The 23,201-nt window shown below is 44.4% G+C and carries 25 protein-coding genes and 1 pseudogene; 18 read left to right on the forward strand and 8 right to left on the reverse strand.

Annotation, left to right across the window (positions count from 1 at the left end; all coding sequences use genetic code 11):
• The first annotated feature begins 25 nt into the window (after positions 1-25).
• The 6 genes from U2F10_RS36005 (at position 26) to U2F10_RS36030 (ending at position 6,156) form a co-directional block, all read left to right on the forward strand.
• Positions 26-841 carry a P-loop NTPase family protein gene (locus U2F10_RS36005; protein WP_499874879.1) on the forward strand — a complete coding sequence of 272 codons (816 nt, stop codon included), beginning with the start codon at positions 26-28 and terminating at the stop codon, positions 839-841.
• A gap of 69 nt (positions 842-910) precedes the next feature.
• Entirely contained in the window at positions 911-1,417 is a 507-nt protein-coding gene (locus U2F10_RS36010) for a DUF192 domain-containing protein (protein WP_499874880.1), read from the forward strand.
• Positions 1,418-1,546: 129 nt separating this feature from the next.
• Positions 1,547-2,350 carry a RecB family exonuclease gene (locus U2F10_RS36015; protein WP_499874881.1) on the forward strand — a complete coding sequence of 268 codons (804 nt, stop codon included), beginning with the start codon at positions 1,547-1,549 and terminating at the stop codon, positions 2,348-2,350.
• Between the two features lie 666 nt (positions 2,351-3,016).
• Positions 3,017-3,394, forward strand: a complete 378-nt coding sequence (locus tag U2F10_RS36020; RefSeq protein WP_499874882.1) for a Pepco domain-containing protein — start codon at positions 3,017-3,019, stop codon at positions 3,392-3,394.
• A 19-nt stretch (positions 3,395-3,413) separates the two neighbouring features.
• Complete coding sequence (locus U2F10_RS36025; protein WP_499874883.1) at positions 3,414-5,420, forward strand: SUMF1/EgtB/PvdO family nonheme iron enzyme; 2,007 nt, start codon at positions 3,414-3,416, stop codon at positions 5,418-5,420.
• Between the two features lie 31 nt (positions 5,421-5,451).
• Complete coding sequence (locus U2F10_RS36030; RefSeq protein ID WP_499874884.1) at positions 5,452-6,156, forward strand: hypothetical protein; 705 nt, start codon at positions 5,452-5,454, stop codon at positions 6,154-6,156.
• Positions 6,157-6,424: 268 nt separating this feature from the next.
• Here the strand turns inward: U2F10_RS36030 and U2F10_RS36035 are convergent, their stop codons facing one another.
• From U2F10_RS36035 to U2F10_RS36045, 3 genes are read right to left on the reverse strand one after another with little or no spacing between them, the layout of a single operon-like run.
• Complete coding sequence (locus U2F10_RS36035) at positions 6,425-7,234, reverse strand: hypothetical protein (RefSeq protein ID WP_499874885.1); 810 nt, start codon at positions 7,232-7,234, stop codon at positions 6,425-6,427.
• A gap of 1 nt (position 7,235) precedes the next feature.
• The gene (locus U2F10_RS36040; RefSeq protein WP_499874886.1) at positions 7,236-7,604 is read right to left on the reverse strand and encodes a hypothetical protein; all 369 of its coding nucleotides are present in this window, start codon (positions 7,602-7,604) and stop codon (positions 7,236-7,238) included.
• Positions 7,601-8,737: a hypothetical protein gene (locus U2F10_RS36045; protein WP_499874887.1), complete on the reverse strand. Its 1,137-nt coding sequence runs from the start codon at positions 8,735-8,737 to the stop codon at positions 7,601-7,603. The genes U2F10_RS36040 and U2F10_RS36045 overlap by 4 nt, the downstream gene beginning before the upstream one ends.
• Before the next feature lie 448 nt (positions 8,738-9,185).
• Here U2F10_RS36045 and U2F10_RS36050 point away from each other — a divergent pair, with 448 nt between their 5' ends.
• Both U2F10_RS36050 and U2F10_RS36055 read left to right on the forward strand, forming a co-directional pair.
• On the forward strand, positions 9,186-9,479 hold the full coding sequence (locus U2F10_RS36050; RefSeq protein WP_499874888.1) for a LexA family protein: 294 nt from the start codon (positions 9,186-9,188) through the stop codon (positions 9,477-9,479).
• A gap of 10 nt (positions 9,480-9,489) precedes the next feature.
• Positions 9,490-9,873, forward strand: a pseudogene (locus U2F10_RS36055) (Y-family DNA polymerase); the annotation flags it as partial.
• Here U2F10_RS36055 and U2F10_RS36060 read toward each other — a convergent pair.
• Positions 9,837-10,013, reverse strand: coding sequence for a hypothetical protein (locus tag U2F10_RS36060; protein ID WP_499874987.1), 177 nt, complete (start codon positions 10,011-10,013; stop codon positions 9,837-9,839). The pseudogene U2F10_RS36055 and the gene U2F10_RS36060 overlap by 37 nt on opposite strands.
• On the opposite strand from U2F10_RS36060, the gene U2F10_RS36065 reads away from it, so the two are divergent.
• On the forward strand, positions 9,994-10,752 hold the full coding sequence (locus U2F10_RS36065; RefSeq protein ID WP_499874985.1) for a DinB/UmuC family translesion DNA polymerase: 759 nt from the start codon (positions 9,994-9,996) through the stop codon (positions 10,750-10,752). The two genes, U2F10_RS36060 and U2F10_RS36065, sit on opposite strands and share 20 nt — an antisense overlap.
• Before the next feature lie 156 nt (positions 10,753-10,908).
• Here U2F10_RS36065 and U2F10_RS36070 read toward each other — a convergent pair whose 3' ends face one another.
• Positions 10,909-11,424, reverse strand: coding sequence for a hypothetical protein (locus U2F10_RS36070; RefSeq protein ID WP_499874889.1), 516 nt, complete (start codon positions 11,422-11,424; stop codon positions 10,909-10,911).
• A 242-nt stretch (positions 11,425-11,666) separates the two neighbouring features.
• Here U2F10_RS36070 and U2F10_RS36075 point away from each other — a divergent pair, with 242 nt between their 5' ends.
• From U2F10_RS36075 to U2F10_RS36085, 3 genes are all read left to right on the forward strand, one after another.
• Complete coding sequence (locus U2F10_RS36075) at positions 11,667-12,128, forward strand: hypothetical protein (protein WP_499874890.1); 462 nt, start codon at positions 11,667-11,669, stop codon at positions 12,126-12,128.
• Between the two features lie 1,551 nt (positions 12,129-13,679).
• Entirely contained in the window at positions 13,680-14,117 is a 438-nt protein-coding gene (locus U2F10_RS36080; protein WP_006513347.1) for a hypothetical protein, read from the forward strand.
• A gap of 172 nt (positions 14,118-14,289) precedes the next feature.
• On the forward strand, positions 14,290-14,949 hold the full coding sequence (locus U2F10_RS36085; RefSeq protein WP_499874891.1) for a SprT-like domain-containing protein: 660 nt from the start codon (positions 14,290-14,292) through the stop codon (positions 14,947-14,949).
• A 234-nt stretch (positions 14,950-15,183) separates the two neighbouring features.
• On the opposite strand, the gene U2F10_RS36090 is transcribed toward U2F10_RS36085, so the two are convergent.
• The 3 genes from U2F10_RS36090 to U2F10_RS36100 form a co-directional block, all read right to left on the reverse strand.
• Positions 15,184-16,845, reverse strand: a complete 1,662-nt coding sequence (locus tag U2F10_RS36090; protein ID WP_499874892.1) for a hypothetical protein — start codon at positions 16,843-16,845, stop codon at positions 15,184-15,186.
• Between the two features lie 486 nt (positions 16,846-17,331).
• Positions 17,332-17,622, reverse strand: coding sequence for a hypothetical protein (locus tag U2F10_RS36095; RefSeq protein ID WP_499874893.1), 291 nt, complete (start codon positions 17,620-17,622; stop codon positions 17,332-17,334).
• Positions 17,623-17,778: 156 nt separating this feature from the next.
• Entirely contained in the window at positions 17,779-18,294 is a 516-nt protein-coding gene (locus tag U2F10_RS36100; protein WP_499874894.1) for a hypothetical protein, read from the reverse strand.
• A gap of 172 nt (positions 18,295-18,466) precedes the next feature.
• On the opposite strand from U2F10_RS36100, the gene U2F10_RS36105 reads away from it, so the two are divergent.
• The 6 genes from U2F10_RS36105 to U2F10_RS36130 all read left to right on the forward strand — a co-directional run bounded on the left by U2F10_RS36105 (position 18,467) and on the right by U2F10_RS36130 (position 22,772).
• Positions 18,467-18,637, forward strand: a complete 171-nt coding sequence (locus U2F10_RS36105; RefSeq protein WP_499874895.1) for a hypothetical protein — start codon at positions 18,467-18,469, stop codon at positions 18,635-18,637.
• 58 nt (positions 18,638-18,695) lie between these two features.
• Entirely contained in the window at positions 18,696-18,896 is a 201-nt protein-coding gene (locus tag U2F10_RS36110; protein WP_499874896.1) for a hypothetical protein, read from the forward strand.
• Positions 18,897-18,943: 47 nt separating this feature from the next.
• The gene (locus U2F10_RS36115; RefSeq protein ID WP_499874897.1) at positions 18,944-19,537 is read left to right on the forward strand and encodes a hypothetical protein; all 594 of its coding nucleotides are present in this window, start codon (positions 18,944-18,946) and stop codon (positions 19,535-19,537) included.
• A 92-nt stretch (positions 19,538-19,629) separates the two neighbouring features.
• Complete coding sequence (locus tag U2F10_RS36120) at positions 19,630-20,178, forward strand: hypothetical protein (protein ID WP_499874898.1); 549 nt, start codon at positions 19,630-19,632, stop codon at positions 20,176-20,178.
• A 60-nt stretch (positions 20,179-20,238) separates the two neighbouring features.
• Positions 20,239-20,535 carry a hypothetical protein gene (locus U2F10_RS36125; protein WP_499874899.1) on the forward strand — a complete coding sequence of 99 codons (297 nt, stop codon included), beginning with the start codon at positions 20,239-20,241 and terminating at the stop codon, positions 20,533-20,535.
• A complete protein-coding gene (locus U2F10_RS36130; protein WP_499874900.1) occupies positions 20,523-22,772 on the forward strand; it encodes a hypothetical protein in 2,250 nt (749 codons plus the stop codon). Before U2F10_RS36125 ends, U2F10_RS36130 begins: the two co-directional genes overlap by 13 nt.
• Positions 22,773-23,201: the final 429 nt, after the last annotated feature.

The following is a 23,201-nucleotide window of genomic DNA, read 5'->3' on the forward strand; positions in this document are numbered from 1 at the left end:
ACCCATTAAATTTTGGAGGACTCCCATGAGTAGTTCCACAAAGAAACAGGCTGGCTCGAAGTCAGCAGAAAAGCCACGTATTCATTTGGTGAGCGGTGATAAAGGGGGCACAGGTAAATCGGTAGTCTCGGCCATGCTGGTGGATTATTGTCGATCTAAACAGCAGGTGATTCAGCCGATTGATGGGGATATGACCAATCCCACCTTGAGTGGGGCTTATCCCGATGCGATTGAAATGGTGGTGTCGGATGATCGCGATATGCGATCGCAACTCAACACCATTTTTGTTTCTGCCCAAAAAGAGGGCAAAACGGTGATTGTTGACCTACCGGCCCGGTCAGAATCGGCCCTGAGTGCCTGGTTTAGTGAGTACAATGTGCTGTCATTGGCCGAGGCTCAGGAGATTAAGTTTATTAAGTGGTGGGTGACGGATGGCGATCCATCAACGCTGGATTTGTTTTCCAAGTCGGTTAAGGGCTTCCCTGAGATTCGCCATATCTTTGTGAAGAATATGGGCCTGACCAAGCCGGTGCATTGGACGGTGTTGGAGTCATGGCCAGAGATTGGTCAGTGGCAGCAGGATGGCACCATAGAGATGATCGAGTTTCCGTGGATGGATAAGCTACTGATTTCTCGGGTACGTCGAGCCCAGCAAACGTTTGGTGAGCTGGCGGATGCGGCGGCGACGGATGATATTTTGACCCAGGGTAGAATCCAGGGATTCTTGCGACAAGGGTTTATGGCATTGGAGCAGACCAGTGTGTTTAGTCAGGAGCCTGACAAGATACTGGCGAGGAAGTCTGTTGCGTCGGCTTCTGAAAAAGAAACTGTCTCCAAATAGAAATAGTGTTTGCGCTTTAGATGGTGATGATGGGTGTATCAGGTTCTTGTTGATTATATCTGATGAATCATGAATAGAAAACGATGGGTGTTTGGGATCCTGGGCGCAGGTGCGTTAGGAGCAGTGTTGTTGGTTTCTTCGCTGGGGCGTTCTGGCGACAAGATTGTACCCGTGGCGGCACAACAGTTGCCGGTGACGGCGAAAGCGGTGATTGGGGGTGAAACGATAGAATTGGAAGTGGCTTCGACAGCTGAGGAACAAACGATTGGGTTAATGTTTAGGGACTCATTGCCTGCGAATCGTGGGATGTTGTTTGAGTTGCCGCGACCCAAGGCGCAGGTGCTGTGGACCAAGGATGTGAATTTTCCGATTGATGCGGTATTTCTGTTGGATGGCAAGGTGGAGATGGTGCTGGCTGAGTTGCCGCCTTGTTCGGGGGAGCCTTGCCCGGTTTATGGGGTGAGTAAGGCGGTGGACCAGGTGTTGGAGTTGCCGGGTGGGCGTGCGGCTGGTTTGGGATTGGTGCCAGGGAAAGAGGTGCGGATTCAACAGGTAGATTATGAGATTCAAGGCTGAAGATGTAGGTTGCGTTGGCGAAGCCGCTCCAGCGGAGCATCGCATGTTTTGAGAATTGCGATCGCATCCTCCAGGTTTCCTATGACAACTTGATAAAACCCTGTGCCGTAGCTGAATGTCAGCAGTAAAATGCTGGCTATGGCGTATCTTCTCTCGGCAACTAAGCTCAAGTCCTATGCCCAGTGTCCCAGGGCGTATTACTTTCGCTATGAGTACGGTTTGAAAAAATCGTCAGTGTTTGGTGCGGCGGTTTTGGGTAGGGCGTTGCATGGTGCCCTGGCGCAACTGTATCAGGATTGGCATTATCAGGATCCGCTACCGTCTGAGGAGTGGCTACGCTATTGCTGGGAGAATCAGATTGGTGCGTTGACTGCGGCCCAGGTGGAAGAGGGGTGGCAGATTCTGTGGCGGTATTTTGAAACTGAGATTGTTCCGTTGGGAGTGATGCAGCGTCCGTTAGCAACGGAGGGCAGAATTCAAGGTTTGACCCAAGTGAATGGTCTGGAATTTAAGCTGACGGGGCGCTATGACCGATTGGATAGTTTGGAAGAAGGTCTGGAGCTGATTGATTATAAGTCGGCAAAGAATCCAGTATTGCCTACGGAAGAAACGGTGGACCTGCAACTGGGATTATATAGTTTGGCGTTGGAGCAGCGTTATGGAAAATTGCTGCGGCGTATGAGTTTGCTATTCCTGCGCACCGGGGAGCGGGTGACCTATGAGGTGACCTATGAGCATCGACGGCAGGTGGAAGCAGTGATTGGTGAGTTGGCGTTGCGGCTGTTAGATGAGGAGGATTGGCAGCCTAGGTGTGGAGAGCAGTGTGGGCAGTGTGCCTATGCGAGGTATTGTTCGGCAACGGAGTCTGAGCCGGAACCTTTGCCAGAGGTGCGGCAGAAGACGCGGAAGTTGCAGTTGTGTTTTAGTTTTTGAGTATTGGCAGGATTGGCTAAGATCTTAACTGAGAAATGATCAAAGTTGAGACCCTGGCCAATACAGATCAAGAGTAATTCTTGTCATGAGTGAAGAGCGATTCGTTTTGGATACGAAGGATGCCAGCGAATAGCACCTGGTTTATCTGTGTAGATTGCAATGAGACGCCCATCGCTTCCAAAAATGTGGCAAAAGTCGTCAGATCAGCTGTAGCTAACTATTTGAAGTTTTTTGATAATATCTGAGAGTAGATTTCATACTCAAAGCATCTTGTTAATGTATCTATCGATTTACATTTACTGTATAAAATAAATTAAATGTAAATCTCCTAAATTTACCATCAATCTTGATTCACTTTCGTGTGAAGAACTCCCTCATAGTTTCTTCTTGAAAGTTCAGTCTTAATTTGAACTCTATCAAAACTGGATGTATCTAAACTTATCTGAGGTTTTATATCGTTATGCTTTTGAGCATATTTCCCTTATTTTTGGTTTTAGAATTATTTCAATAGAGCTAAATAAAATATAGAAACCTAACAAGGTTAATGATATTTCTTTTTTCGATATGTATCTTTACTGAATGTGCTTCAAAAATGTTGTGTTGAGCCTAGATATTAGAGCTAGAAACATGTTAAAAACTTGAAAAACTAGAGATAAGTTGCTCGCTATGTCCGATATACCTACGATCTGGGTTGCTGTAGAAACAGCGCTTTCCAGTGAAGATACGACTACTGAAGGTGAGCGGAGTGGTCATGTTGATATTGGGCCAAGATTTGGAGCTTCTGAACCAGAAATAAGAGAGACAGAACATGTTGTAAACCGTCAACGTATTCCCTTAGATGTCAAGCTCTTGAAGGAGCAAATGTCCGGTCTGTTAACTGTAGTCAATGATCTTTTTGTGCAAGCAGCTCAACAATCAGAAATGAAGCTTGATGAGTTAGAGCTTTCAGTAGAAGTTGATGGCGAAGGAAAGGTTAATTTGATTGGTAACGGAGTAAGGCTAGGCAGTAGTGGTGGTATAACTATGAAATTTAAATCTAAGTAAGCTACTTTGAGAAGATTTGATGGGTAAAAATTTAGCGATCACAGTTGGAATCAATCATTACCAAAATCTTCAACCGCTAAAGTATGCGAGAAAAGATGCGATAGATATGCATCGTTACTTTGAAGAGTTAAATTGTGAAACGACATTTCACTTTACAGCCGCTCTTCCTTATTTGTCACAAGAAGAAGAGGAAATAAAATGTTTTCCTCCTAACTACACTACACTCCGCCGGTTTTTTCAGATTCGATTTGAACGCCCTTTTCTCTTTGCTGGTGATAATTTATGGTTTTTCTTTGCAGGTCACGGTTGTCGCTATGGGGATCAAGACTACTTGATGCCCAATGATGCTGATCCAGGAGACGTCCCTTATACGGCACTTCCTTTACACTATATAACCGAGCGGTTGAGACGTTCTGGTGCAGGTAATGTCATTCTATTTATTGACGCTTGTCGCAGTGTTGGAAATCGCCAGAGAGATGGAATAGGAGTAGGGCAAGATAAGCAGAAAGGAGTGATAGCTATTTACTCTTGTAGTCCTGCTCAATCGTCATATGAAATTGATAAGTTAGAGCAGGGATCTTTTACCCATGTTTTATTACAAAGCTTAAGACTAGAAGGTGCAGATAATTGTGCCACTGTTGGGCGTTTGTATCAAAGGCTGTTACATGAAGTCCCAAAACTAAATCAAGAATATGGAAGACCGATTCAAGTGCCATATGGTCGGATTGAACCTCCTACGAAACTTTATTTAGTATTACTGCCGAAGCAAGCAACTAGTAGCGATAGAGCAGATCTTCAAAAGAATGCAAGAAAAGCTGAGTTACAAGGAGACCTTAATCTAGCTAAGGATTTTTGGGTTCGAGTGTTAGAGGTTGCTCCTGGCGACAATGAAGCTGTAGAAGGAATAGGAAGAATAGCCCAAATTAAAGCTGGCTTAGAAACAGTTCAATCGAATTCTTTGTCTTCAGTCTCTAAAGAAGATGCAGAAAAACATGATTTTGCGAATGAAAAGTCTGAACAGGTTGAGACTGTTGATAGAGGCTGGCAAAAAGCTCTAGAACAATTTACTGCAAGGGAAGCTTTGCAACCACGTGTAGTATTCTGTACTGCTACTTTAGATAAAAACTGTAATGAGACAGAGTATAATCAAAAATATGTTGAATATCATGAGGAAGAGTTAGGAGAGTCTTCCACTCTTATCTTAGTTAAGATTCCTGCCGGTGATTTTTTGATGGGATCACCAGAGACTGAAGTAGGACGAAGGAATAGAGAGTCTCCACAACATTTTGTTAATGTCATTTCTTTTTGGATGGGAATGCATCCTGTTACACAGAAGCAGTGGCGTGCTGTTTCAGCATTACCAAAAGTAAAACGTAAGTTAAGAGCGAACCCTTCTAGGTTCAAAGGGGATAACCGACCGGTTGAAAGAGTGTCTTGGAATGATGCTGTTGAATTCTGTGCACGACTATCCAAACGTACAAATAGACAATATAGATTACCTAGTGAAGCTGAGTGGGAGTATGCCTGTCGTGCAGGGACAGAGACGCCATTCCATTTTGGTAGAACTATTACTTCTGAACTTGCCAATTATGATGCCAGTTATTTATATGATCAAGGACTCATAGGCATATATAGAGAAGAAACTGTAAACGTAGATGAGTTTAGGATAGCTAATAACTTCGGGTTATATGGCATGCATGGAAATGTTTGGGAGTGGTGTCTAGATCCTTACCATAAAAACTATGTCGATGCACCGAATGATAGTAGACCTTGGAAGGAAGATGGTATTGCCTTCCAAAGAATAATGCGTGGTGGATCCTGGTATCATCTACCGAGAGATTGTAGATCTGCCTTTCGTCGAGGAGCTGGGCACAATCAAAGAAATCAAGATTTTGGATTCCGCATCGTATGTTTCTCTACAAAACGCATTCTGCCTTCTTCTAAGGCTACTCAACAAGATTTGAAAGATAAAGTGAACCCATACTCCACTTGGGTCTCTTCCTTTGATAAGGATGACTATTTTTAACACTTGGATAGATAATGAGGCATCAGATTAAATGACTAAGAAAAAGATTGGATTCTTCAGTAGAAAAATTCCAGTTGTTCTACTAAATGTTTATGGTGATATCTTTTCCCGCATAAAACGCTCTCGTTCTGGCTTAGATAAGAGAGCAAAAGAAGTTGACCCTCAATCTTTAACTCACATATTCTTGACTGTCGAATATATTTTAAAAGGTTTGCTGTTTCTTGGTTTATTCATTCTTTTAACAGCTTTTCTATTTAAGATTGGCTCTAAATTATTTATTAGTTCTTCTGCTACAGTTCCCGAGCATCCCTCCAGATCTTGGACAACTCAGGATCTACTCTTCTATATAGTTATTCTAGGTGGTCTCTTCAGTATTTTCTATTCTGTCAGCCGTGTTAGGATATTCACTGCACTTATCAAGTTTGTAGCTTTTGTGCTTTTTGGTATGGGGCTGTGGAGTCTTACTTCTGATTTTACCACTGAATTATCAGAATTAGAAAACTTTGACAGTGTGAGCTTTTTTAACTTTATTGATAGCATTGCACAGCCTGAATTTTTAGACAAAATAACAGAAATTGATTTTATTACGGGAGTAATACGCAGAGAGAGACATTCTTTATTACTTATGGGGCTTGCCTCGTTCCTTGGCTTTATAAGTGAGTTTGCTGCTTCTATTGGTTCTCGTTCAAATGAACGTAACATACTATCTGAAATAATTTCTCGAACAAGAGGATGAAAACACCATCATTATAGATGGTGTTTTGGTTAGTAGAATTAGTTGAATGTAAGTTACAGCAAAGTCATGATTTTTTATAACAAATTTTAGAGAGAGTCTTGCGTGAAACTTTGCATATGCGGCATAGTCAATCTTCAACTCATCAAGAGCTAGAAGGTATTAGTATTGTTAGTACGTCTGAAAGAGATGTTCGAATACCCGAATTCTTTTATAGAAATCAGCTAACTCGTCGAAAAAATTATCTAGAAGTACCAGGTAAATCTCTTTTCTAGTTAGTTAGACGTAGTCTTTCATATAATTTTCTGAGATTTTCAGGCAAGACAACTTCTGCGATACTTTCAGCTGAAGTAGGAAGGCCAGTTAGTTCTTCAATTTCTTGAATTTTACGTCCAATAATTCTTAAAAAGGTGCCGTTCTCTGCCAAAGTACGGATATCATTAATGTCCAGCACTATGACAGGTTTGCCAGTATCGATATAAAAGAGAAGCTGTCTTAATCGAGCATTGCCAACATTTTGTGAAGTTTTTTTGCCTTGATTAGCAAAGCCAGAAGCGCCTTTCAGAGTGAAAAAAACACCTAAAATAGATGTGTTCTTCAAATTGGTTTGCATGATGCTGCATAGCCTTGCAAATTGAGCATCATTTACTTTGGCTTTAGTTGCCTTTGCTTCTACTACAATACTGGTTAAGTGTTCTGGAATTTTCAAAGGTAATAAAGACAGCGCAGTTTTCCAGTCTAATCCCTCTCCAGACATAAGAAGATCGTACTGTGAGCTTGCAGAACGATAGCTCTTAATAGATGACCAACCTCTCAATCCATGAAAAACGGCCAAAGTAAGCTCTTCTAACTTGTAACCCGCTAACTGCCTTTCTTTCTGAGTAGGCCTTGGTTTTTGATAATATGAGTCTATTTCATCAATTAACTCTTTTACCAAGACTTTATCAGGACTATAGAAATAAGAATGATGCAATAAATCGTAGTTATGACCAAAATCTTTGCGATATTGATGGATCTTCTCCCGAAAATTTTGGAAAGATTCAATAACGTCTTTTTCTAGCTCCTCTCTATTTTGACGCATTTTAAGTAAAGATTATTGGTGCTTTAGAAATAGCCATTAAGCTGAAAGAAAGTTCGTCTATATTTTCGATTTGCTCTTGACAATTATCACAAAACCAAGGGAGAGAAGGAAAACCCTTTTCAAAAGGGATGTACTCTACAGCATAATCAGGTTCGCAATTGTGATATACAACTATATAGTTTTCACTTAAACTTGCTGCTTGTAATGCTGTTAATATGTTAATGGCTTGGCAATTAGAAATATTCAATGGCCCTGAAATTTCATGAGGCATTATTTTAACTCCAGTTTTTTTGAATTTTGAGTTCAAAAAAACTTTTTGATTGGAGTCTAAATAGTCAAAAATTCCTTGGCAATTAAAGACTGACATCACATGGCCATTTCCTGAAGCAAAAACTTTAAAGCACCATTACTGTTACCATATTCGGAAAAACATTTCAGATGCTGAAAAGCATCTTCTGTTTCCAAATCTTCACGTAGCCCAAAATTACAGAAAGCTCGAAACACTTTTTCTTTTCTTGATTTATCATTTTCATATCTATCTAAGCTAAACTCATAAGCCATTGCACCCCAATCTTTTATCAAAGTTTTCAATAATCTGGTTTTAAGAGTTTCTTGTGCCATTTCCTCACTTTCACTATCAAGTTCAATAGACAAATCATCATGTTCCAATAAAGAATCTAAAGCTGATGTTGCAAGTGCGTCTGCTAAAGCTACTAATCCTTTTAAGTTTATTTCGGAAGGACCTTTTGGAGAAGATTTTGCATTGAGTGCTACTCCAGAAGATTCAGCTTTAATTCTTAAATGCCCCCACTCATAGATATCTGAGTAAAGAGTATTGTTTAAGTATTTATTCCATAGTTTCTCTAATACTAAAGTATATAAATCTGGATATTCCCAAGAAGCTTGAGTTATTTCTGCTAATTCTTCAAAAATCTCAGGAATATGCTTCCAAAAAGGAAACTGATTAGCTCTGCGATTAATATCTTCTCTATATCCAAAACCGTACCAAGATAGTGCAGCATAGTCTTCAGCAATCTTCGCAACAACAGACCAGCGATAGTATCTAGCTTCTGTTACTTTGTCCGTTTCTTCATCATATTGAATTGGCTCCATAACCCGTTTGATATATATGTAATAAAAGCTATATTCATTATCGTCCTGTATAGGGCCATACCAACCAGGAGTTCCAAATTCATTTAATAGGGCGGTAGCTCTTTTCTTTTTAGGTATGCGATTATAGTTTCCTACTTTAAAGCTCAACCACATTCTTGCAGATTTTACATATTCCTTTAAAATATCGTCAGCACAGATACTTCCTAACTCCAGTAAATTGATGGTCTTTGCTATCAAATCAGGTTTTCTCTGACTTTTTTTAATCCTACTGCCTGAAGCAATAATCAACTTCACCAGTGTTTGAGAATTTAGTTCTTGTTCTAGAAATGACTCTAGAAAATCAGTCGAGTCTGCATTATCTTCCCAAGTCAATACTTTTTTAGTAGCCATACATTATCTAAGAATATTTCTTTCAAATGATTTTCAGGGATCGAAATACTTTCATATTTTAATGGCTTATCTCAAGATTCCTCTATTTTGCAAGGATTTACTCGGTTTTCATCATGAGTAATAAGTGATTGCACAATAAAATTCAAAAACTTTAGCTAGGTTAATGCCCAAAGTCTATATCAGATTTTCACGATACACTGATTTACCTAAAAAATAGGCGAATCTTGATGAGTGATGTTGAACTTTTTCCGTTAGTCGAAGTGAGGTGAGCGAAAGAGGATTTTTGGAGATGAGAGCGCACTCCCGTCTTTAAAATTATTTGCGATCTCACCCAACTACACCCCATACAAACTCTCAACATCCCAAAGTTCATAGCCTCTTTGTCTTTAACCCTTGGCAGAAAGCTACTGTATTTGATACAAATGAACTATCTTTATCCATAGTTCCCATGGGATTTCCTATCCCAGGCGATGCCATCGAGCAGCGCCTTGACCTAAACCAGTACCTAATCAAACGCTCAGCCGCAACCTTCCTAATGCGAGTGGACAGTGCCATGGCCACTCATGACGACGTCCAGTCCGGCGATTTACTCATCGTCGATCGCTCCCTCACTGGTCAACCCGGCACCCTAGTCGTCGCCGTTCAAGACGGCGAACTGATGGTCACCCGTTTAAGCACAGACGACTCTCGACCCATAGACCTCTGGGGAGTTGTCACATCCCTAATCCGTCAGTTCTCATGAGGGCAACAAAATGTTAGCCTTAGTGGACTGCAACTCGTTTTTTGTTTCTTGTGAAAGAGTCTTTCGACCAGACCTGGAAGGCAAGCCAGTAGCGGTATTGTCCAACAACGATGGCTGTGTCGTTGCCCGTTCTGCCGAAGCCAAAAAACTGGTTCCCATGCAAGTAACATTGTACTCCATTCGCCACCTGGTACAACAAAAATGCCTGCACGTTTTCTCATCTAACCCGGTTCTCTACAAAGACATGTCTCGCTGGGTGATCGAGACCCTACAATAATTTAGCCCTGAAGTAGAACAATACTCCATTGACGAAGCCTTTCTCGGCCTGGGTGGCTTTACCCACCTGGATTTAACCGACTATGGCCACACCATTCGCCGTACCGTCAAGCAGTGGACCAATATCCCCGTATCCGTCGGCATCGCCCCCACCAAAACCCTGGCCAAGATAGCCGCCCATTTAGCAAAGCGATCGCAAACCACAAACGGCGTCCTTAACCTAGAAACCGTAAACGATGTGGACGGATTGCTAGCCACTATCGATGTGGGAGAAGTCTGGGGCATTGGCCGTCGCAACAAAGCCAAGCTGCTCCAGGCAGGCATTAAAACCGCACTCCAGCTAAAGCAGGCAAGAGACAGCTGGATCAAAAAACGATTTGGCATTTTTGGCCTGCGGACAGTTCTAGAACTGCGGGGCATCCCTTGCTTTGCCATGGAACCCGTGGCCCCTCCCAAGAAAATGCGCATCGTGTCGCGGTCCTTTGGGCACCTGGTCACTGAATTGTCTGATTTGAAAGAAGCGATCGCAACTTACACCACCCGCTGTGCCGAAAAACTCCGTCAGGATAATCTGCTGGCCGGTTGTTTTACCGTCATCATGCGTACCAGCTATTACCAAGAAGAGAACCAGTATTCAGCCGCGCGGACCGTACAGCTAGATCCACCCACCCATGACACTGGCCGATTAATTCAGGTCGCCATGCAGTTAGCAGAAATGGCCTATGAACCCGGCTATGAGTATCTCAAAGCAAAAGTGATTGCCACAGAATTAGTGCAGGCCGATGAAGTACAAGGTAGCCTGCTGGGTGGGCCAGTCCATGATGAAAAGCGAGCCCGCCTAATGGCAATGCTGGACCAGATTAACAGCAAGCTATCGACCGATGCAGTTAAGTATGGCGCGATGGGCCTGGCACCCACATGGGGCATGCGGTCAGAATATTTCTCCCAACGCTACACCACCCATTGGGATGAGCTACCCCTGGTGACCATTGGGTGATTCTTTCCATTCCCACAAAAAAGCCCCTACCCTTTCGGTAGAGGCTTGGAGTGTGTGTGTAGGAGAGTCTGATGAGAAAAAGGGTGCCCTGAAAGTAATGAAGCTTCACAGGAGCCTGCACCGGGCACCCGAGCACCGCAACAGCTCAGCAATCTGTTAGCGGACGACGGACTTAGTACGAGCATCTAGTGCATCTAGGCGAGCTTCCTGGATGTTGTCGATAGCTTTTGTCCGGGCATCCAACGCTTCCAAACGAGCGGCTTGAATATCCTCAACCGCTTTGGTTTGGTTGTTGAGGTGCTCAAGACGTAGCTTGTGAACGCTGTTCTTGGTGCGAGAATCAAGAGCGTTTAGACGTTCAGCTTGGATATTTTCAACAGCTTTAGTGCGAGCATCCAGAGCATCTAGCCGAGCTTCTTGAATATTATCGATAGCCTTGGTGCGGGCATCCAGAGCATCCAGACGAGCCGCTTGGATATCTTCGATGGCCTTAGTCTGGTTGTTGAGATGCTCAAGACGTAGCTTGTGGACGGAATTCTTAGTGCGACGGTCGAGGGCTTCGAGGCGGGTTTCTTGAATATTGAAGTTAGCGGGCTCAATGGCGGAGGCAACGGGTGCGATCGCAGCGGAAGCAACGAGAACAGTTAAAGCGGAAAGAAGTGTGCGTTTCATGGTTAAAGCTCCTTGGGAATCAGTGAATGAACTTCATTGACTACAGAATGCCGGGGGTACCTGAACGCTATCTGACCGGTAACTGAAGGTTGCTTAAGGGGTTTCTGAATTTGGCTGAGGAAATGTCGTGATAGAGGTCACAAGGTGTGGTTAGGCGGTTGCGATCGCAACTCTAATTTGCTTTAACGGAGTGACTAAAGCTGAATGCGCTGAACTTATTGGCTGTGATACCCATCCTGAAAATGAATCAATCTGATATTGAACATCGTGATCAAGTCCTGCGAGCTTACTTTAAGGGACGCAACTGGGACCAAGCCGGTGAGCAAGCACTAAAACGACGGTTTGTTTTGGATAGCAAAACACTGTTGCCTGATTACCCTTTTGTTATTGATGACGAATGGGAAGTAGAGCCAGGCCGAGCAAACGAAGGACGCGGAGATTTAGTCTTTACTGATGGCAATGGCTGCTTTGCCGTTGTAGAGGTGAAATACATTGACCTGACTGGTGATAATCGGCTGGGGACTGGCAAAACCAGGAGAAAAAGTAATCAGGGGAAGCGTAAGACTGTCAAAGACCAGGCTAAAAAATATGCAGCTCACCTTTTAGAAAAACTCGATGCTACTGCTTTAGTAGAGGCCTACTTTTTCACTAATGAACATGAGGTACCTCAGCGGGTAGAGCTGTTGGATGTGGACGAAAGATAGGATGCGATGCTCCGCTGGAGCGGCTCCTCCTTAGCGCAGCCATGCCCTTTGGGTTATACGCAACCGGCTAATATTAATTCAATATAAGAAGCCTCCATGAACCTTAGTGTCCATAGGGGCTTCGGTTTAGATATAGAGGCTTAAGTAATACAGTGTGCTGTTTACTTACCTAAATTCATTTAGGCGATATAGGGTTCGAGATAGGAAGTTATGCAATAGTTTGCTTTGTCCGTGAATCCACTGTATGCCGATATGTGGCAGACCACTCCCTTGGCAGAATAACCCCACCGTCTGCTTACACAACCATCATTTCTTCTTAGGTTAGGTGTGTGATCACAGCGTAATGAGTTGTTTTGATGTTAACTGAAGGATTCTTGGGCTGCCTTAGGCCATGGCTCAGTGAGGTGTAGCGTTGGGCGATTGGTCTAGTGAAGCTTTAAAGCACAACAACACCCAGAACGATCTACCTGAGGAACTCTTCTACATTAGATCAAGACGCTCAAGAGTTGTTGTTAGAAGAGTAATCTTGACTAAAAACAATGCTCTCTAGTGCAAGCAAGAAGAAATATCAGTGACCTGGTTGGGTGCTGGTATTGAGCCGTCAAACGATTTTGTTGAGATATCGATTGTTGACCTCCTTTGTCGTGTTTGCGAGCTTTTCAACTCATGTATTTAGAATATTCCTAGAGTGGATCAATGTCTCTTCTCTGACATAAACGTTAATGTTGTTAGTTTTTGTTACTGGTCAGTGAGGTAGGTCTCTAGGATATTGTGGTTGATGATACTACAAGCGGTGATTTGATCCGTTTAAAATCGAACCGTTCAATCGTGGGTTAAGAGCCGATGCGCTGACCAAGACCGCAAATTGCTAGCCAAGGGGCAGACCCGTTGCCTAAATCGCAGAATGCGACGGGCAAGTTGAAGTACTTTCGACCATCAACTTGCGGTTACACTAAATGCCTACTTATTCAGGCTAAATAAAAGGGGGGAATTGAGTTGAGAGCGTATCACCCCATTGGTCACATTCAAATGCTATGAATTCGTAATGTGAAAGTGTGGCAAATGTATTGCCTAAATCGGGAATAAAGTAGTTTTCAGGGTGTTACAGGTCATTTGCTTTACACTTTGAAGTAACGTAGCCTCTACGTTTCAGCGTTTGGTATACTTGGCCCATGAAGATGTATGCGCTAAAAGACCAGGTATTCAAACTTTGGCGGAAGCTCAATTCTTGGAAAGGCGAATTGACCAGTCCGCCGCAAAATTACGTGTCTGAAATTCGTAGTTACGGAGATCGACGGTATAAGCGAACTTGGATCAATGCGTTGTGCCGGTTGTACTCTACCTGGCTGTATGAAACGACGCTCGATTCCCACATGTTGATTACCCACGGGTTGAATTTCCACGAGTCCGATTCGCTATATCCATACAGACATCAGATTTTAGATGAGTTCCTAATGTTCGAGGATGGTTTAGACATCATCCGTCATGGGTTAGAGGTTGTATTTACGACTGATGATTTCACTACCGAAGAACGCGAGGACGTAAAAAATAATGGGGTTCTTAGACTTTTGGCGGCAGGAGCAGGAAACGCAACCCTCGGAGCATCAATTAACCCTATCAGGTGATTCAGAGAGGCTACCTGACAAACGAGGTAGGACTGATGGGGGCAAGATATTCAAACGCTTCACTGATAGCATCAAGGCTAACGGTGGAGATTGTTACAACGATGCTGTACAAGAAGAAACTGCTGAACTTTTTGGATGTGGTGTACGTGAACTGTACAAGGCAACTGGTGGAAAACGTAGAGACCGATCAACTTTGCCTGAAATAGTTCAGCAGGCATACATGGCTAACGAAGTGCTCACCGCTGTAGAACTCGAAAGGTGGATCGGCAGTCTGCCCCATCAAGAGCAAGAAGCGGTTAACGAAGCGATTCTCAATATTGTTAGGGATGAGTCTAAGAAGACCCGAAATCGTTTGCCCTGGTAGCTGGGTTAGGATTCATCTCTATACAAGCGCCAGTAACCACAGTAGCCATCTTTGATTCTAAAAATTAAATCGTACGATTTAATTAATCAATTAAGTTACTTATTCAAGCTCAATCGGGCATACTCTAGTATTTAAATCGTACGATTGATTAACTCTGAAATGAGTCATCCTGATGACCGTAACGGCTGCAACTCCTACAAAACGAACCTATGACGAACTAAATAGAGCCTATGCATACTTTAATGCCAAGCTCTTTCGTAACGCTTTGCCAGGGTGCCTGATCACCATGCAGCGTAAACGAGGTGCCTATGGGTATTTTGCAGGCCAGCGGTTTACTACCCGTGATGGCGACGAAACTACTGATGAGATCGCCCTGAACCCAGCCCATTTCAAGAGTAGATCGGTTGAGGAAATTCTTTCCACCCTGGCCCATGAAATGGTTCATCTATGGCAGTTTCGGCATGGCAAGCCCAGTAAGAATGGCTACCATAATAAGGAATGGGCTCAGAAAATGAAATCTATCGGGCTGATGCCTACCTCGACGGGAGCCCCTGGCGGTAAAGTGACTGGCTCCAAAATGACACACTACATTATCAAAGACGGAGCCTTTGATACCTGCTGTAAGGAGCTAATTGCCCAAGGGGTAACTCTGCCTTATGTAGAGGTACACAGTGAAGAGCGCCTTCGTCTGAAGGCTAAAAAGGGAGCCAGCAAAACAAAATATTCTTGCCCTCAATGTGGCACCAATGCCTGGGCAAAACCGAAGACTCGTCTCATTTGTGGTGATTGTGTCATTCTGTTAGTTGCTGAGACGCAGGATGAGGATGATTAATAAACCGGATTCCTCGAAGGACAAAGTGATAAAGGGCCTTCGGCCTGGAGATCTCATTGGTCTTTGCCAGCAACCAGTACAGCAATCTTATGAGGTCATCCAGTGCCACCAGCAAAAAGTTCTTGCTGTAAACTGCAAAAGATTTTCTCTGCGGTTGATTGCTGTAGAGGACATTACTCCACCCTTTTGAAATGAGAAAACTCTGGTCAAGTCTGGCCACTGCCTTCTCAATCCTTACGGTTCTCCATTGTGCTTAAACCACTTCCTCGCTTCTGCACTCAAGATAGGGTCGCCTGAGTCACGCCACTGCTCCATTCGTGCCCTATATAAATACTCTATCCGTGCGGTATCCGATTGATTGTAGGTAGTCTGCTGATTCTGGCGTCGTCGTTGCTCAAAGGCCAGCGCCTTTCTAATGTCATCTTTGATCGTTTGGACCTTTTCTTCTGGTGTTAGAGGCGTAGAAGCCTGATTGGTTGGCTGATTACACTCAAGATTGGTTTTGTTGTTATTTTGTTGTTCGCTGGAGTTGTTGTGTCTAAAGGAATCACACTCTATAAAAGGCAATAAGCTTGACTGTGATTTTGTGAAGGCCCTTGCTCTCCTCGCAGAGGGGCCTTCACAAAATCCAGCCTTAAGATCTGGCTCTGTTTGTGTTGCCTCATTCAGTAAGTGCTTGGGGTGCCATAAATCGCGGTGTTTATACAGGGTTTGACCACTAATACCCAGGGCGGTTAATGCGTCATATCGGGCTGTGATACCTGACGGGAGTAAGTTCTCTTCGAGAAGTTTTTTGACTCCTTCGTTGATTCGTTCTCTAGCTTTGTTTTCTACCTGCTTATTTCTCTCAGCTCGTTTATCTGGCTTGTCCAGGTCAGTTTTGCGGATAGAGTCATACCCATAGTGATAATAGTGACTATTTTCTATGCAGGAGACCCATTCACTGACTCGTTTTTCCAGTTCATGTTTATGACTGCAATAATCATCAAAGCCTGGGAGCTGTCTTGCAACTTCTACTACCTTTTTTGCTAGCGCCTCACCTTCAAGTGGCTCGCTTGCACCAAGGACATGTCCGAAGACGAAGTAAAACATGACGATGCGCCCAAGGAGGCGATTGGTTTGCCCAGCGCCTGTCCATCCATATTCAATTTCTACTTTGAGGTCGTTGAGAAATTTTTCTGCTTTGCTGGAGATGCGATAGGTTTTTCGGTAGGCAGTCTTAAGAACTTTCTTGAGTTTTTTCGGTGTTAGGTCGTTCTTTGCCTGAGTAAATTTCCAATGGCGGATAAATGTGTCTTCGTCTCCGTTGATGATTGGTTCCAGTTCATCATTAAGTAAACAGAAGCCGTGCTTAAAGCATGGAAGCCTATGACCGTTAAATAAGTTCAATTGGCCATCACTGCCAAAGTGACGAGCATTGGGAAATACTTCGAGCTGACCAGCCGAAACGGAGAATCCTGCATTTTCAAGAACACTGGTAAGGGCTATCCCCAGTTCCCAGGAAGTAAATTCCTGGTCGAGCGGTAAATATAAGTGGAGACCTTCACTGTAAGAACTCTGGCATGTTACTGAAGTAACGATCCCCATCGTTTTTTCCAGTACTGATTGGATTCTATTAAGTGCTAAGGGGTCTCTCTTTGGGTGATAAGCCGAGCCGGTGTCAATATCGATGAGTGCATAGTTAGTGGTCGGGCCAAACCTTACTCCATATAAATAACTGCCCTGCTCAATAAGTCGATCTGAGAGCGGATGCCGATCCTCGGTAAACCAGATCGGTTTTTCGCCTGGCCGTGGATGGTGTGCGTAGATGAAATCGTATCGATGCTTGAATATTTCTAAGAGGGGATTATCCTGCTCTTCTACAAACGTAGAAGCAGGTGCGCTCTGTGTCTTCACTCTTTAAAACCCATTGCCACTTCACGACACGAAGCAGGAGGCAATTATCTGCAATGGAAGCCTCTTACCCCGTTTGGAGTGCCAGGGATCAAGGAATAGGTTGTAAAGAAAACGCCTTTCCGCTACTAGTAGTGGTAAAGCTGTTACAAGACCCTATCCCGACACTACCGAGAGTGCAGGGATGGATTCAGTCAATGGTTTTAGCTGTTCTCTGCGACTGATAAAGTTGCCAAAATCGCAGATCCGCCTTAAAATACATAAACGAATCCCTCGGTTTTCCAATTTGCCCGTCAAAGCTTTCTGGAATCCGAACCCTAAAACTGAATATCTTTTGGTTTTGCAAAGTCCCGCCTACTGCCAATAGGTTGGGATTTTTGCTATTTAAGACTTATTCATCCATTTCCTCCTTTTTTCACGTTAAGACAGCTACAGGTATCCTGCCTCGATACACTGCAAGCCTATATCGATACAGTGCAAGTGTACTTGTTAGGCTGCTTCTGATGTTTGCTGTTCGGCGAACTGCTGCATCATTTTGGTGAGTACCTCCAGCGCGTTGAGCCCTTCTGCTGAACAGGCAGCACTGAATTGCCCGTACTGAGTCATGAATGGAATCACGACATCACGCATGTTGAGCCCATCGGCTGCACATGCGCTCTTGAATTGATTCCTGGTGACGGCAGGAACCCGCTCAACCTTGAAGGTGATCGTGGACGCGGTTTGTAGTCCAGGTGTGCTCATGGCTTTAGGTTCGCTTGTACTGTTTAAGCTCTCACGCATATTAAGTGATCCAGGCCATATGTCCCGGACGTAACGTCCGATCTTTACAAAATTTAATATTTTGTTTGTGATTGATTTTTCTACTTTGGTGCATTGAGGGTCTGTGTTTGTGGTGTCGAAACTATGGTGCCTCCTTCTGCCTTAATGTTGAGTGACTTATGATTCCAGGCCAGGAGATGGTCTATCCTGACCTATCTGCCCTGCAAGAAATTGTGTTTCTGTAAGGATTGTCGGCTGAGATTTTGCCCACTCAATATCTTCTGCGCCATATGGATAGGAACGCTGAGTGAGGAGTACGTAAGCAGCCTCAAAGGTAAGACCGTTGGTGTTAGCAAAGCTGGTTATTGCTGTGTGGTAGCGGCTGGTGAACTTTTCAAAATACTCCCTCAGATTTTTTACAGCTAACGCCTGAATGCTCGTCACACGTCCTTCTAAATTGCTGGCGAGCGTTAGTTGTTGCGCTAACAGCGTATTTGGCGGAACGATTCCAGTGGTGACTTGAGCACTCGGTAAGCTCGCAGGCACCCGTGGAAATCTGTCTGGGTATTGCGACTCACAACATAACCTAACCAGGTGACCTACCAGGCTTCCTCTCGTCTCGCCAAGGGCTTCAGCCCATTCAGTGAGCGTCTCTGCGTATTCATCTGGAATATTTATAGAAAATTTGGCCATCGTCAGCATTGCTCTAATGCGCTCAGTGTAAATGAACGAGCGCCCTCGCTAATATTGAACCTTTTTGAGTGCTTGACAGAACCTAATTAGGTGACTTATAAAAAGTCTAGCAGGCAATCGCCCCGAATTTGATCCAACAATCGCCCTGATTGACTCATAAATTTTCCCAGCCATGACCAAATCACCCGATAGAAGAGTTCCTCTGACGGCAGTAAATTTCGCTGAGATTGACCGAATCCGTGGTGAGTTAACCATGACGGAGTATTTGAATACTCTTTTGACTCAAATTCTTCAGCCGGTAAAACTTCCCATTATTCACCCTACCTCTCTCAAGAAGTCGTAATGCCTTGCATGGCTTCCTAGATCTTGTTTTCTCTTGTTCACATTACAAACGTTTTCTGATGACGTATGTTTCACCGTCCCGTGACCAAAGCGCATCGTCACCACAGCGACTTCCCATAAGAGCTGTCCTTAGTTTGGCCTTAGCTGCTGGCACCTTCGTTGGTGGCTTTTGGCTTCGCCATAAAGTAGACCCACTGATTGAAGTGTTGGAACGGACGAGCCCTGTTGTCTCAAGGATTCAGCGCTTTTTTCCTAATTAATCCTTGATTGATTCCCACCGTCACCATGGGGATATGGAGGTGTCCAAGTGACAGCAGACAAAGAACGAAAAGTTAACCCCTCTCAGCTCCTGGCAAATCTGCGAAAAACTGACAGCGCCAATGAGCTGAAACAGCAGACACCCCAGCGAGTAACGGTCAGTGTACCGATTGAACTTGTTAACTCACTGGTGCAGTTGGAAGAACGGCAAGGCGATCTTTCTGCCGACCTTGCAACCTACCGACGGCTCCACTCCCGCTCTTTAAGTGACATCAAAGGAACCGTTAGTGAGCTGCACACCGACATTGAACGAGGAATAAGAGAATTCAAAATCCTTAGACAGGAGTTCAATCTCACCCGTGACTGTGCTGATAACAATAATCAACACCTCTCAATTCTGCTTCCCAAACTTGACGTGGTTGAAGAGAGCCTTACCCGATGTAAGCAAGGGCTCTCTCTTGTTGGCACAGAGGTTTCGGCGATGAGGAAAGTGAGGTTAACCATTACCCATATAGCGTTATTTACGGTCGGTGCTGCCTTTCTGATTAATGCGTTTGTTTCCTGGCATGTCGCTGGTGCCAAGGTTAATACCGACGAACGTTTAGATCGCCTTGAGCAGGCTCTTGGCCGCTACCTCTATTAGAGAGACTCTCAAAAGGAGGTGATGCCTATGACATAGCGTTCAACATGCTTTGTTCTCACTACTCATCTTGATATATAGGAGCGTAAACGCCGATGGCAATTGGACTATCAGAGAACCTGGACAGGCTTCTCGGTGTCAAAGGAGGAGGGCTCACAGGCACTGCCGTAAACCCTCACAATTTGGAGAAGATCGGTCTCCATGATGGATGGCAGATGCAAACTCTTAAGCAACTTATCAGCCTCAATGAAGAAGGTGCCGATAAGATTATTGACCGCAATACCGAGATGGCCGAAGGACGCACCCAGGCCGAACGGGTGCTTGAGAGCTACGAACATCTTATTGAGTCCGAGCAGAAGCTCATCAATCGTCTCAAAAATGTTCAGAAAAAACTGGCCAAACTTGAGATATCCCGCGAAGAAGCCCATTCTCAGTGGCTTACCCTTAAGCATGAACTGAACGTGTTTCGCCGGAAAACATCATTCCAACATGCTGCGGATGTCGAGAATCTCAATGTTGCATACGCCAAATTCCAGCGTGGTTACCAGGAGAAGCTTAACCGCATCACCGATACCAGCCGAAACGGAACAGAGCGTGGTTCCATCGTTTTGAATAATCATCTGCCTATACCAGTCGCTCGTTAGATTTTGATTCCAAAGAGGGGATTATCCCCCCTCTTTGCAGCAACCCCACTGTTTTTCACTATGAGACTCTCCCATCGGCAACCCGTGTGGTTTGCAAAACATCTTCTAATATCCATTGCTGCTTCAGCGCTTGTAACTTTGGCTGATATCTGGCAACCCATGAGAGCCATCATCGGAGTTGCCTGTGCCATCGCCTGTATCTACCTTGCTGCTTACAGCGTGAGAGTTTACGGCATTCTTAACGGTCGAAGCTGGGCGCGAAACATGGCGCTAGAGCACCTGGATGGAACCATTGTCGATTTTCTTGTGTGTTGCGGTTTTGTTGTCTTGGGAGTGGTAGCAGCATGGCCGACTTAATTAGAATTCTTAATACCGATTTTCTCAATCCAACAGAACGGAATACGCTGCTGACCAGTGCTCAATCCCAAACCGGCACCTTTGCAGCCTACCTCTGGGAGACGTTACCCAAACGGGAGATTGTCTACTACACAGGACTTATCAGTGGCCTTATCCTCTGGTTATGGCCGCTCGGAACCACACTGCGACCCGCATACAAACTGGCAATGCTGATCGGAGCAGCAGGACTTGTTGCTGCATCAGCTGATGCGCTTGATAACTATCAAGACGAACTCGACGACCATCGTGAGAAACACGTAACAAAACGGGCGATCACACTTCAGAATGCTGAGACAGTTGAACTCTCTACTCAATATGCAGCTGCAACCCAGAAACGCCTTGTCAGTAACAGCGCCCTTCCAGAGCACCTGGTTGAAGCCGATTTAGCTGTACCGCAGCAAAAGGAGGCAGATGACGTAAGCGGTGATGATGGCTTTGTAGAGTTTGTAAAAGGCGCTGAAGCCATGCGATCAGAGCTTGACCCTTCTGAGGTTGAAGGCGGAGCTGCTGCCCTGGTTGCAGCGAGCGTTAAGGCATTACCTGCACAGAAGCTTAAGTTTGGAACGCGCACGAATCCCAGAACAAAGCAGAAAGAGCGGGTGGTAGATTTGACAGGCCATACGTCTTATTGCGGTCTACCCATTGTTGACCTCGCCCATGAGATCGCTATTGATGCCCGTGGCTGCTTGGTGGTTGCCCCTACTGGGTGTGGCAAGTCAGAGCTTCAGAAACGGTCAATTCGTGCTCAATGGGAGTATCACGCTCAAACAAATTTCACCATCTTTGCTCATAAAAACCGTAACCAGAAAACAGGTGAAGGGCTTGACTTTGCAGGCATGGAGGATACCAAAGACCTCTTTGTTTTTACAGCGAGCCAGCGCGGTGAGAAACTGCTCTCTGCTGCCCTTGATTTAAAAGCGCGGTTGCAGTCAATCGATAGCTGGATTGATACCGGCTGTGAAGTACCCCATGTGGTGGTCATTGACCAGACTAATCAGGGAATCGTTGCAGCAGCAAATGCTCAGCGAGAGGCAAACCTTCGTGAGGATTATGAGATATTGGCCTCCTTTGAAAATGATTATGTCTCAACGATCAGAACTGGCCTTATCGATGGCAGAACTCAGCTCGTAAAGATATGGAGCTTTGCTCACGCAAATACGAATGAAGCCCTGGGTATCGGCCATCAATTTAAGACCAATGTTTCTTACACGGGGATGGGACGAGCGGGCAACTATTCAGCAGTCTCCTCACCTCTTAAGACCAAGTTCTACGTTGATGATGACGAGACTCGTAAGCAGCTTCTCATTGACCTGGCTACTTACCTGGAGGCCCATAAGCAGAATAAGAGTCCTGTGAATGTTGTAGTTGCACTCACCAATGCTGGTCATGATGGCTGGCGCTTAATTGTGCTTCCGCAACCAGAAGCGGTTCAACCGATAGATTTTTCAGCAACCAACCCAAGCAAAGACGATTTTGATGGTGACGGCTTACCCGATGTTCCGTTGCCATCAGACTCCGCACCCACCACTACTTCAGAGGAGGCATCCCCTGTGACCCCATCAGAAGCCCGTATCACATTCGAGAGTCTGCTTAATGTGAAATACACCGATGAGCAGAAGAGAACAGCCACAGAGTTTGTTCAGTGGATAAAGATTAATTCACGAGACTATGTTGACGCTCACGGTCTTATTGATCCACAAGAAGTCTGGCCTGTATTCCCCGATGTTGCTTCACCGGAAGAACTAGAAGCAATTCTCAATCTCATTATCGAATTAGAAGGAGGTGCCTATGAGGCTCACCCTATTAACGGCGATCAGTACTTCCGGTTAAAGGGGTATCGGAGTAATCGTGAGCGCTATGGTGCCACTTCTTCCTTGATCGATAGCCAGGAGATTGTTTGGAAAAGTGATGTTCCAGAGAGCACCCAAGAAGCACTTACACCAGAAAAAGTGAATCCAGGGGGCATCACCGATGAGGTCTTTACCATCATCCTGGCGCAGATGATGCAGCTTGCTCGGGGGGTAATCATGACGCCTTCAGAATTTATCAACACCTCCAACCAGCTTAAATCGGTGATAAAACTGAAGGTAGGAATTCTAAGGGAAGTTCTGGTTTATTTAGACAGTAAAAAAGTGGTGGTTTTTCCTGAGAAAAATGAGCCAGACTTTCAATTTTTAGGCTTTTCAAACTATCAGTAACTGCAAGGAGGTCTACGCTACGCTGAAAATTCCTTATAAACCTAAGAGAATCACACCATTTTTCCAGAGCCAGATGAGCTTATGAAACCATCCTAACTCTATACGAATGCCCTCAAAGTATTGTAATAAAAGGAGTTGTTTCTCATGCGAGGCACGTATGCAACGAGAATAATCGGAAAGCATCCCTTGTCCTCACCCATTACCTTCATACGATGCATACGTCCCTATTTCCAAGAAAGAGAGCTGAATTCTTGAGAAGTAACTACGCTTTATAAATCCTTTTGTGTGGCTTTGTATGACGAGCGTATGCTCTTCTTTAAGAAATATTTTATTCCACTTTTTATGGCAGAAAAAAGATAATTTATTGTCTGCTTTTCCTCGATTTTTTCTACTAGGAAATAATCTTGTGACCAGCATTTGACGACCATA

The sequence above is a fragment of the Leptothoe sp. EHU-05/26/07-4 genome (genome assembly GCF_043421015.1).
GTDB classification, from domain to species: domain Bacteria; phylum Cyanobacteriota; class Cyanobacteriia; order Phormidesmidales; family Phormidesmidaceae; genus Leptothoe; species Leptothoe turfae.

Bases quoted from the DNA above. Each gene is read 5' to 3' on its own strand.
- U2F10_RS36005 (WP_499874879.1), top strand. From the start codon at position 26: ATGAGTAGTTCCACAAAGAAACAGGCTGGCTCGAAGTCAGCAGAAAAG.
- U2F10_RS36010 (WP_499874880.1), top strand. From the start codon at position 911: ATGAATAGAAAACGATGGGTGTTTGGGATCCTGGGCGCAGGTGCGTTA.
- U2F10_RS36015 (WP_499874881.1), top strand. From the start codon at position 1,547: ATGCTGGCTATGGCGTATCTTCTCTCGGCAACTAAGCTCAAGTCCTAT.
- U2F10_RS36020 (WP_499874882.1), top strand. From the start codon at position 3,017: ATGTCCGATATACCTACGATCTGGGTTGCTGTAGAAACAGCGCTTTCC.
- U2F10_RS36025 (WP_499874883.1), top strand. From the start codon at position 3,414: ATGGGTAAAAATTTAGCGATCACAGTTGGAATCAATCATTACCAAAAT.
- U2F10_RS36030 (WP_499874884.1), top strand. From the start codon at position 5,452: ATGACTAAGAAAAAGATTGGATTCTTCAGTAGAAAAATTCCAGTTGTT.
- U2F10_RS36035 (WP_499874885.1), bottom strand. From the start codon at position 7,234: ATGCGTCAAAATAGAGAGGAGCTAGAAAAAGACGTTATTGAATCTTTC.
- U2F10_RS36045 (WP_499874887.1), bottom strand. From the start codon at position 8,737: ATGGCTACTAAAAAAGTATTGACTTGGGAAGATAATGCAGACTCGACT.
- U2F10_RS36050 (WP_499874888.1), top strand. From the start codon at position 9,186: ATGGGATTTCCTATCCCAGGCGATGCCATCGAGCAGCGCCTTGACCTA.
- U2F10_RS36070 (WP_499874889.1), bottom strand. From the start codon at position 11,424: ATGAAACGCACACTTCTTTCCGCTTTAACTGTTCTCGTTGCTTCCGCT.
- U2F10_RS36075 (WP_499874890.1), top strand. From the start codon at position 11,667: ATGAATCAATCTGATATTGAACATCGTGATCAAGTCCTGCGAGCTTAC.
- U2F10_RS36080 (WP_006513347.1), top strand. From the start codon at position 13,680: ATGGGGTTCTTAGACTTTTGGCGGCAGGAGCAGGAAACGCAACCCTCG.
- U2F10_RS36085 (WP_499874891.1), top strand. From the start codon at position 14,290: ATGACCGTAACGGCTGCAACTCCTACAAAACGAACCTATGACGAACTA.
- U2F10_RS36095 (WP_499874893.1), bottom strand. From the start codon at position 17,622: ATGCGTGAGAGCTTAAACAGTACAAGCGAACCTAAAGCCATGAGCACA.
- U2F10_RS36100 (WP_499874894.1), bottom strand. From the start codon at position 18,294: ATGGCCAAATTTTCTATAAATATTCCAGATGAATACGCAGAGACGCTC.
- U2F10_RS36105 (WP_499874895.1), top strand. From the start codon at position 18,467: ATGACCAAATCACCCGATAGAAGAGTTCCTCTGACGGCAGTAAATTTC.
- U2F10_RS36110 (WP_499874896.1), top strand. From the start codon at position 18,696: ATGACGTATGTTTCACCGTCCCGTGACCAAAGCGCATCGTCACCACAG.
- U2F10_RS36120 (WP_499874898.1), top strand. From the start codon at position 19,630: ATGGCAATTGGACTATCAGAGAACCTGGACAGGCTTCTCGGTGTCAAA.
- U2F10_RS36125 (WP_499874899.1), top strand. From the start codon at position 20,239: ATGAGACTCTCCCATCGGCAACCCGTGTGGTTTGCAAAACATCTTCTA.
- U2F10_RS36130 (WP_499874900.1), top strand. From the start codon at position 20,523: ATGGCCGACTTAATTAGAATTCTTAATACCGATTTTCTCAATCCAACA.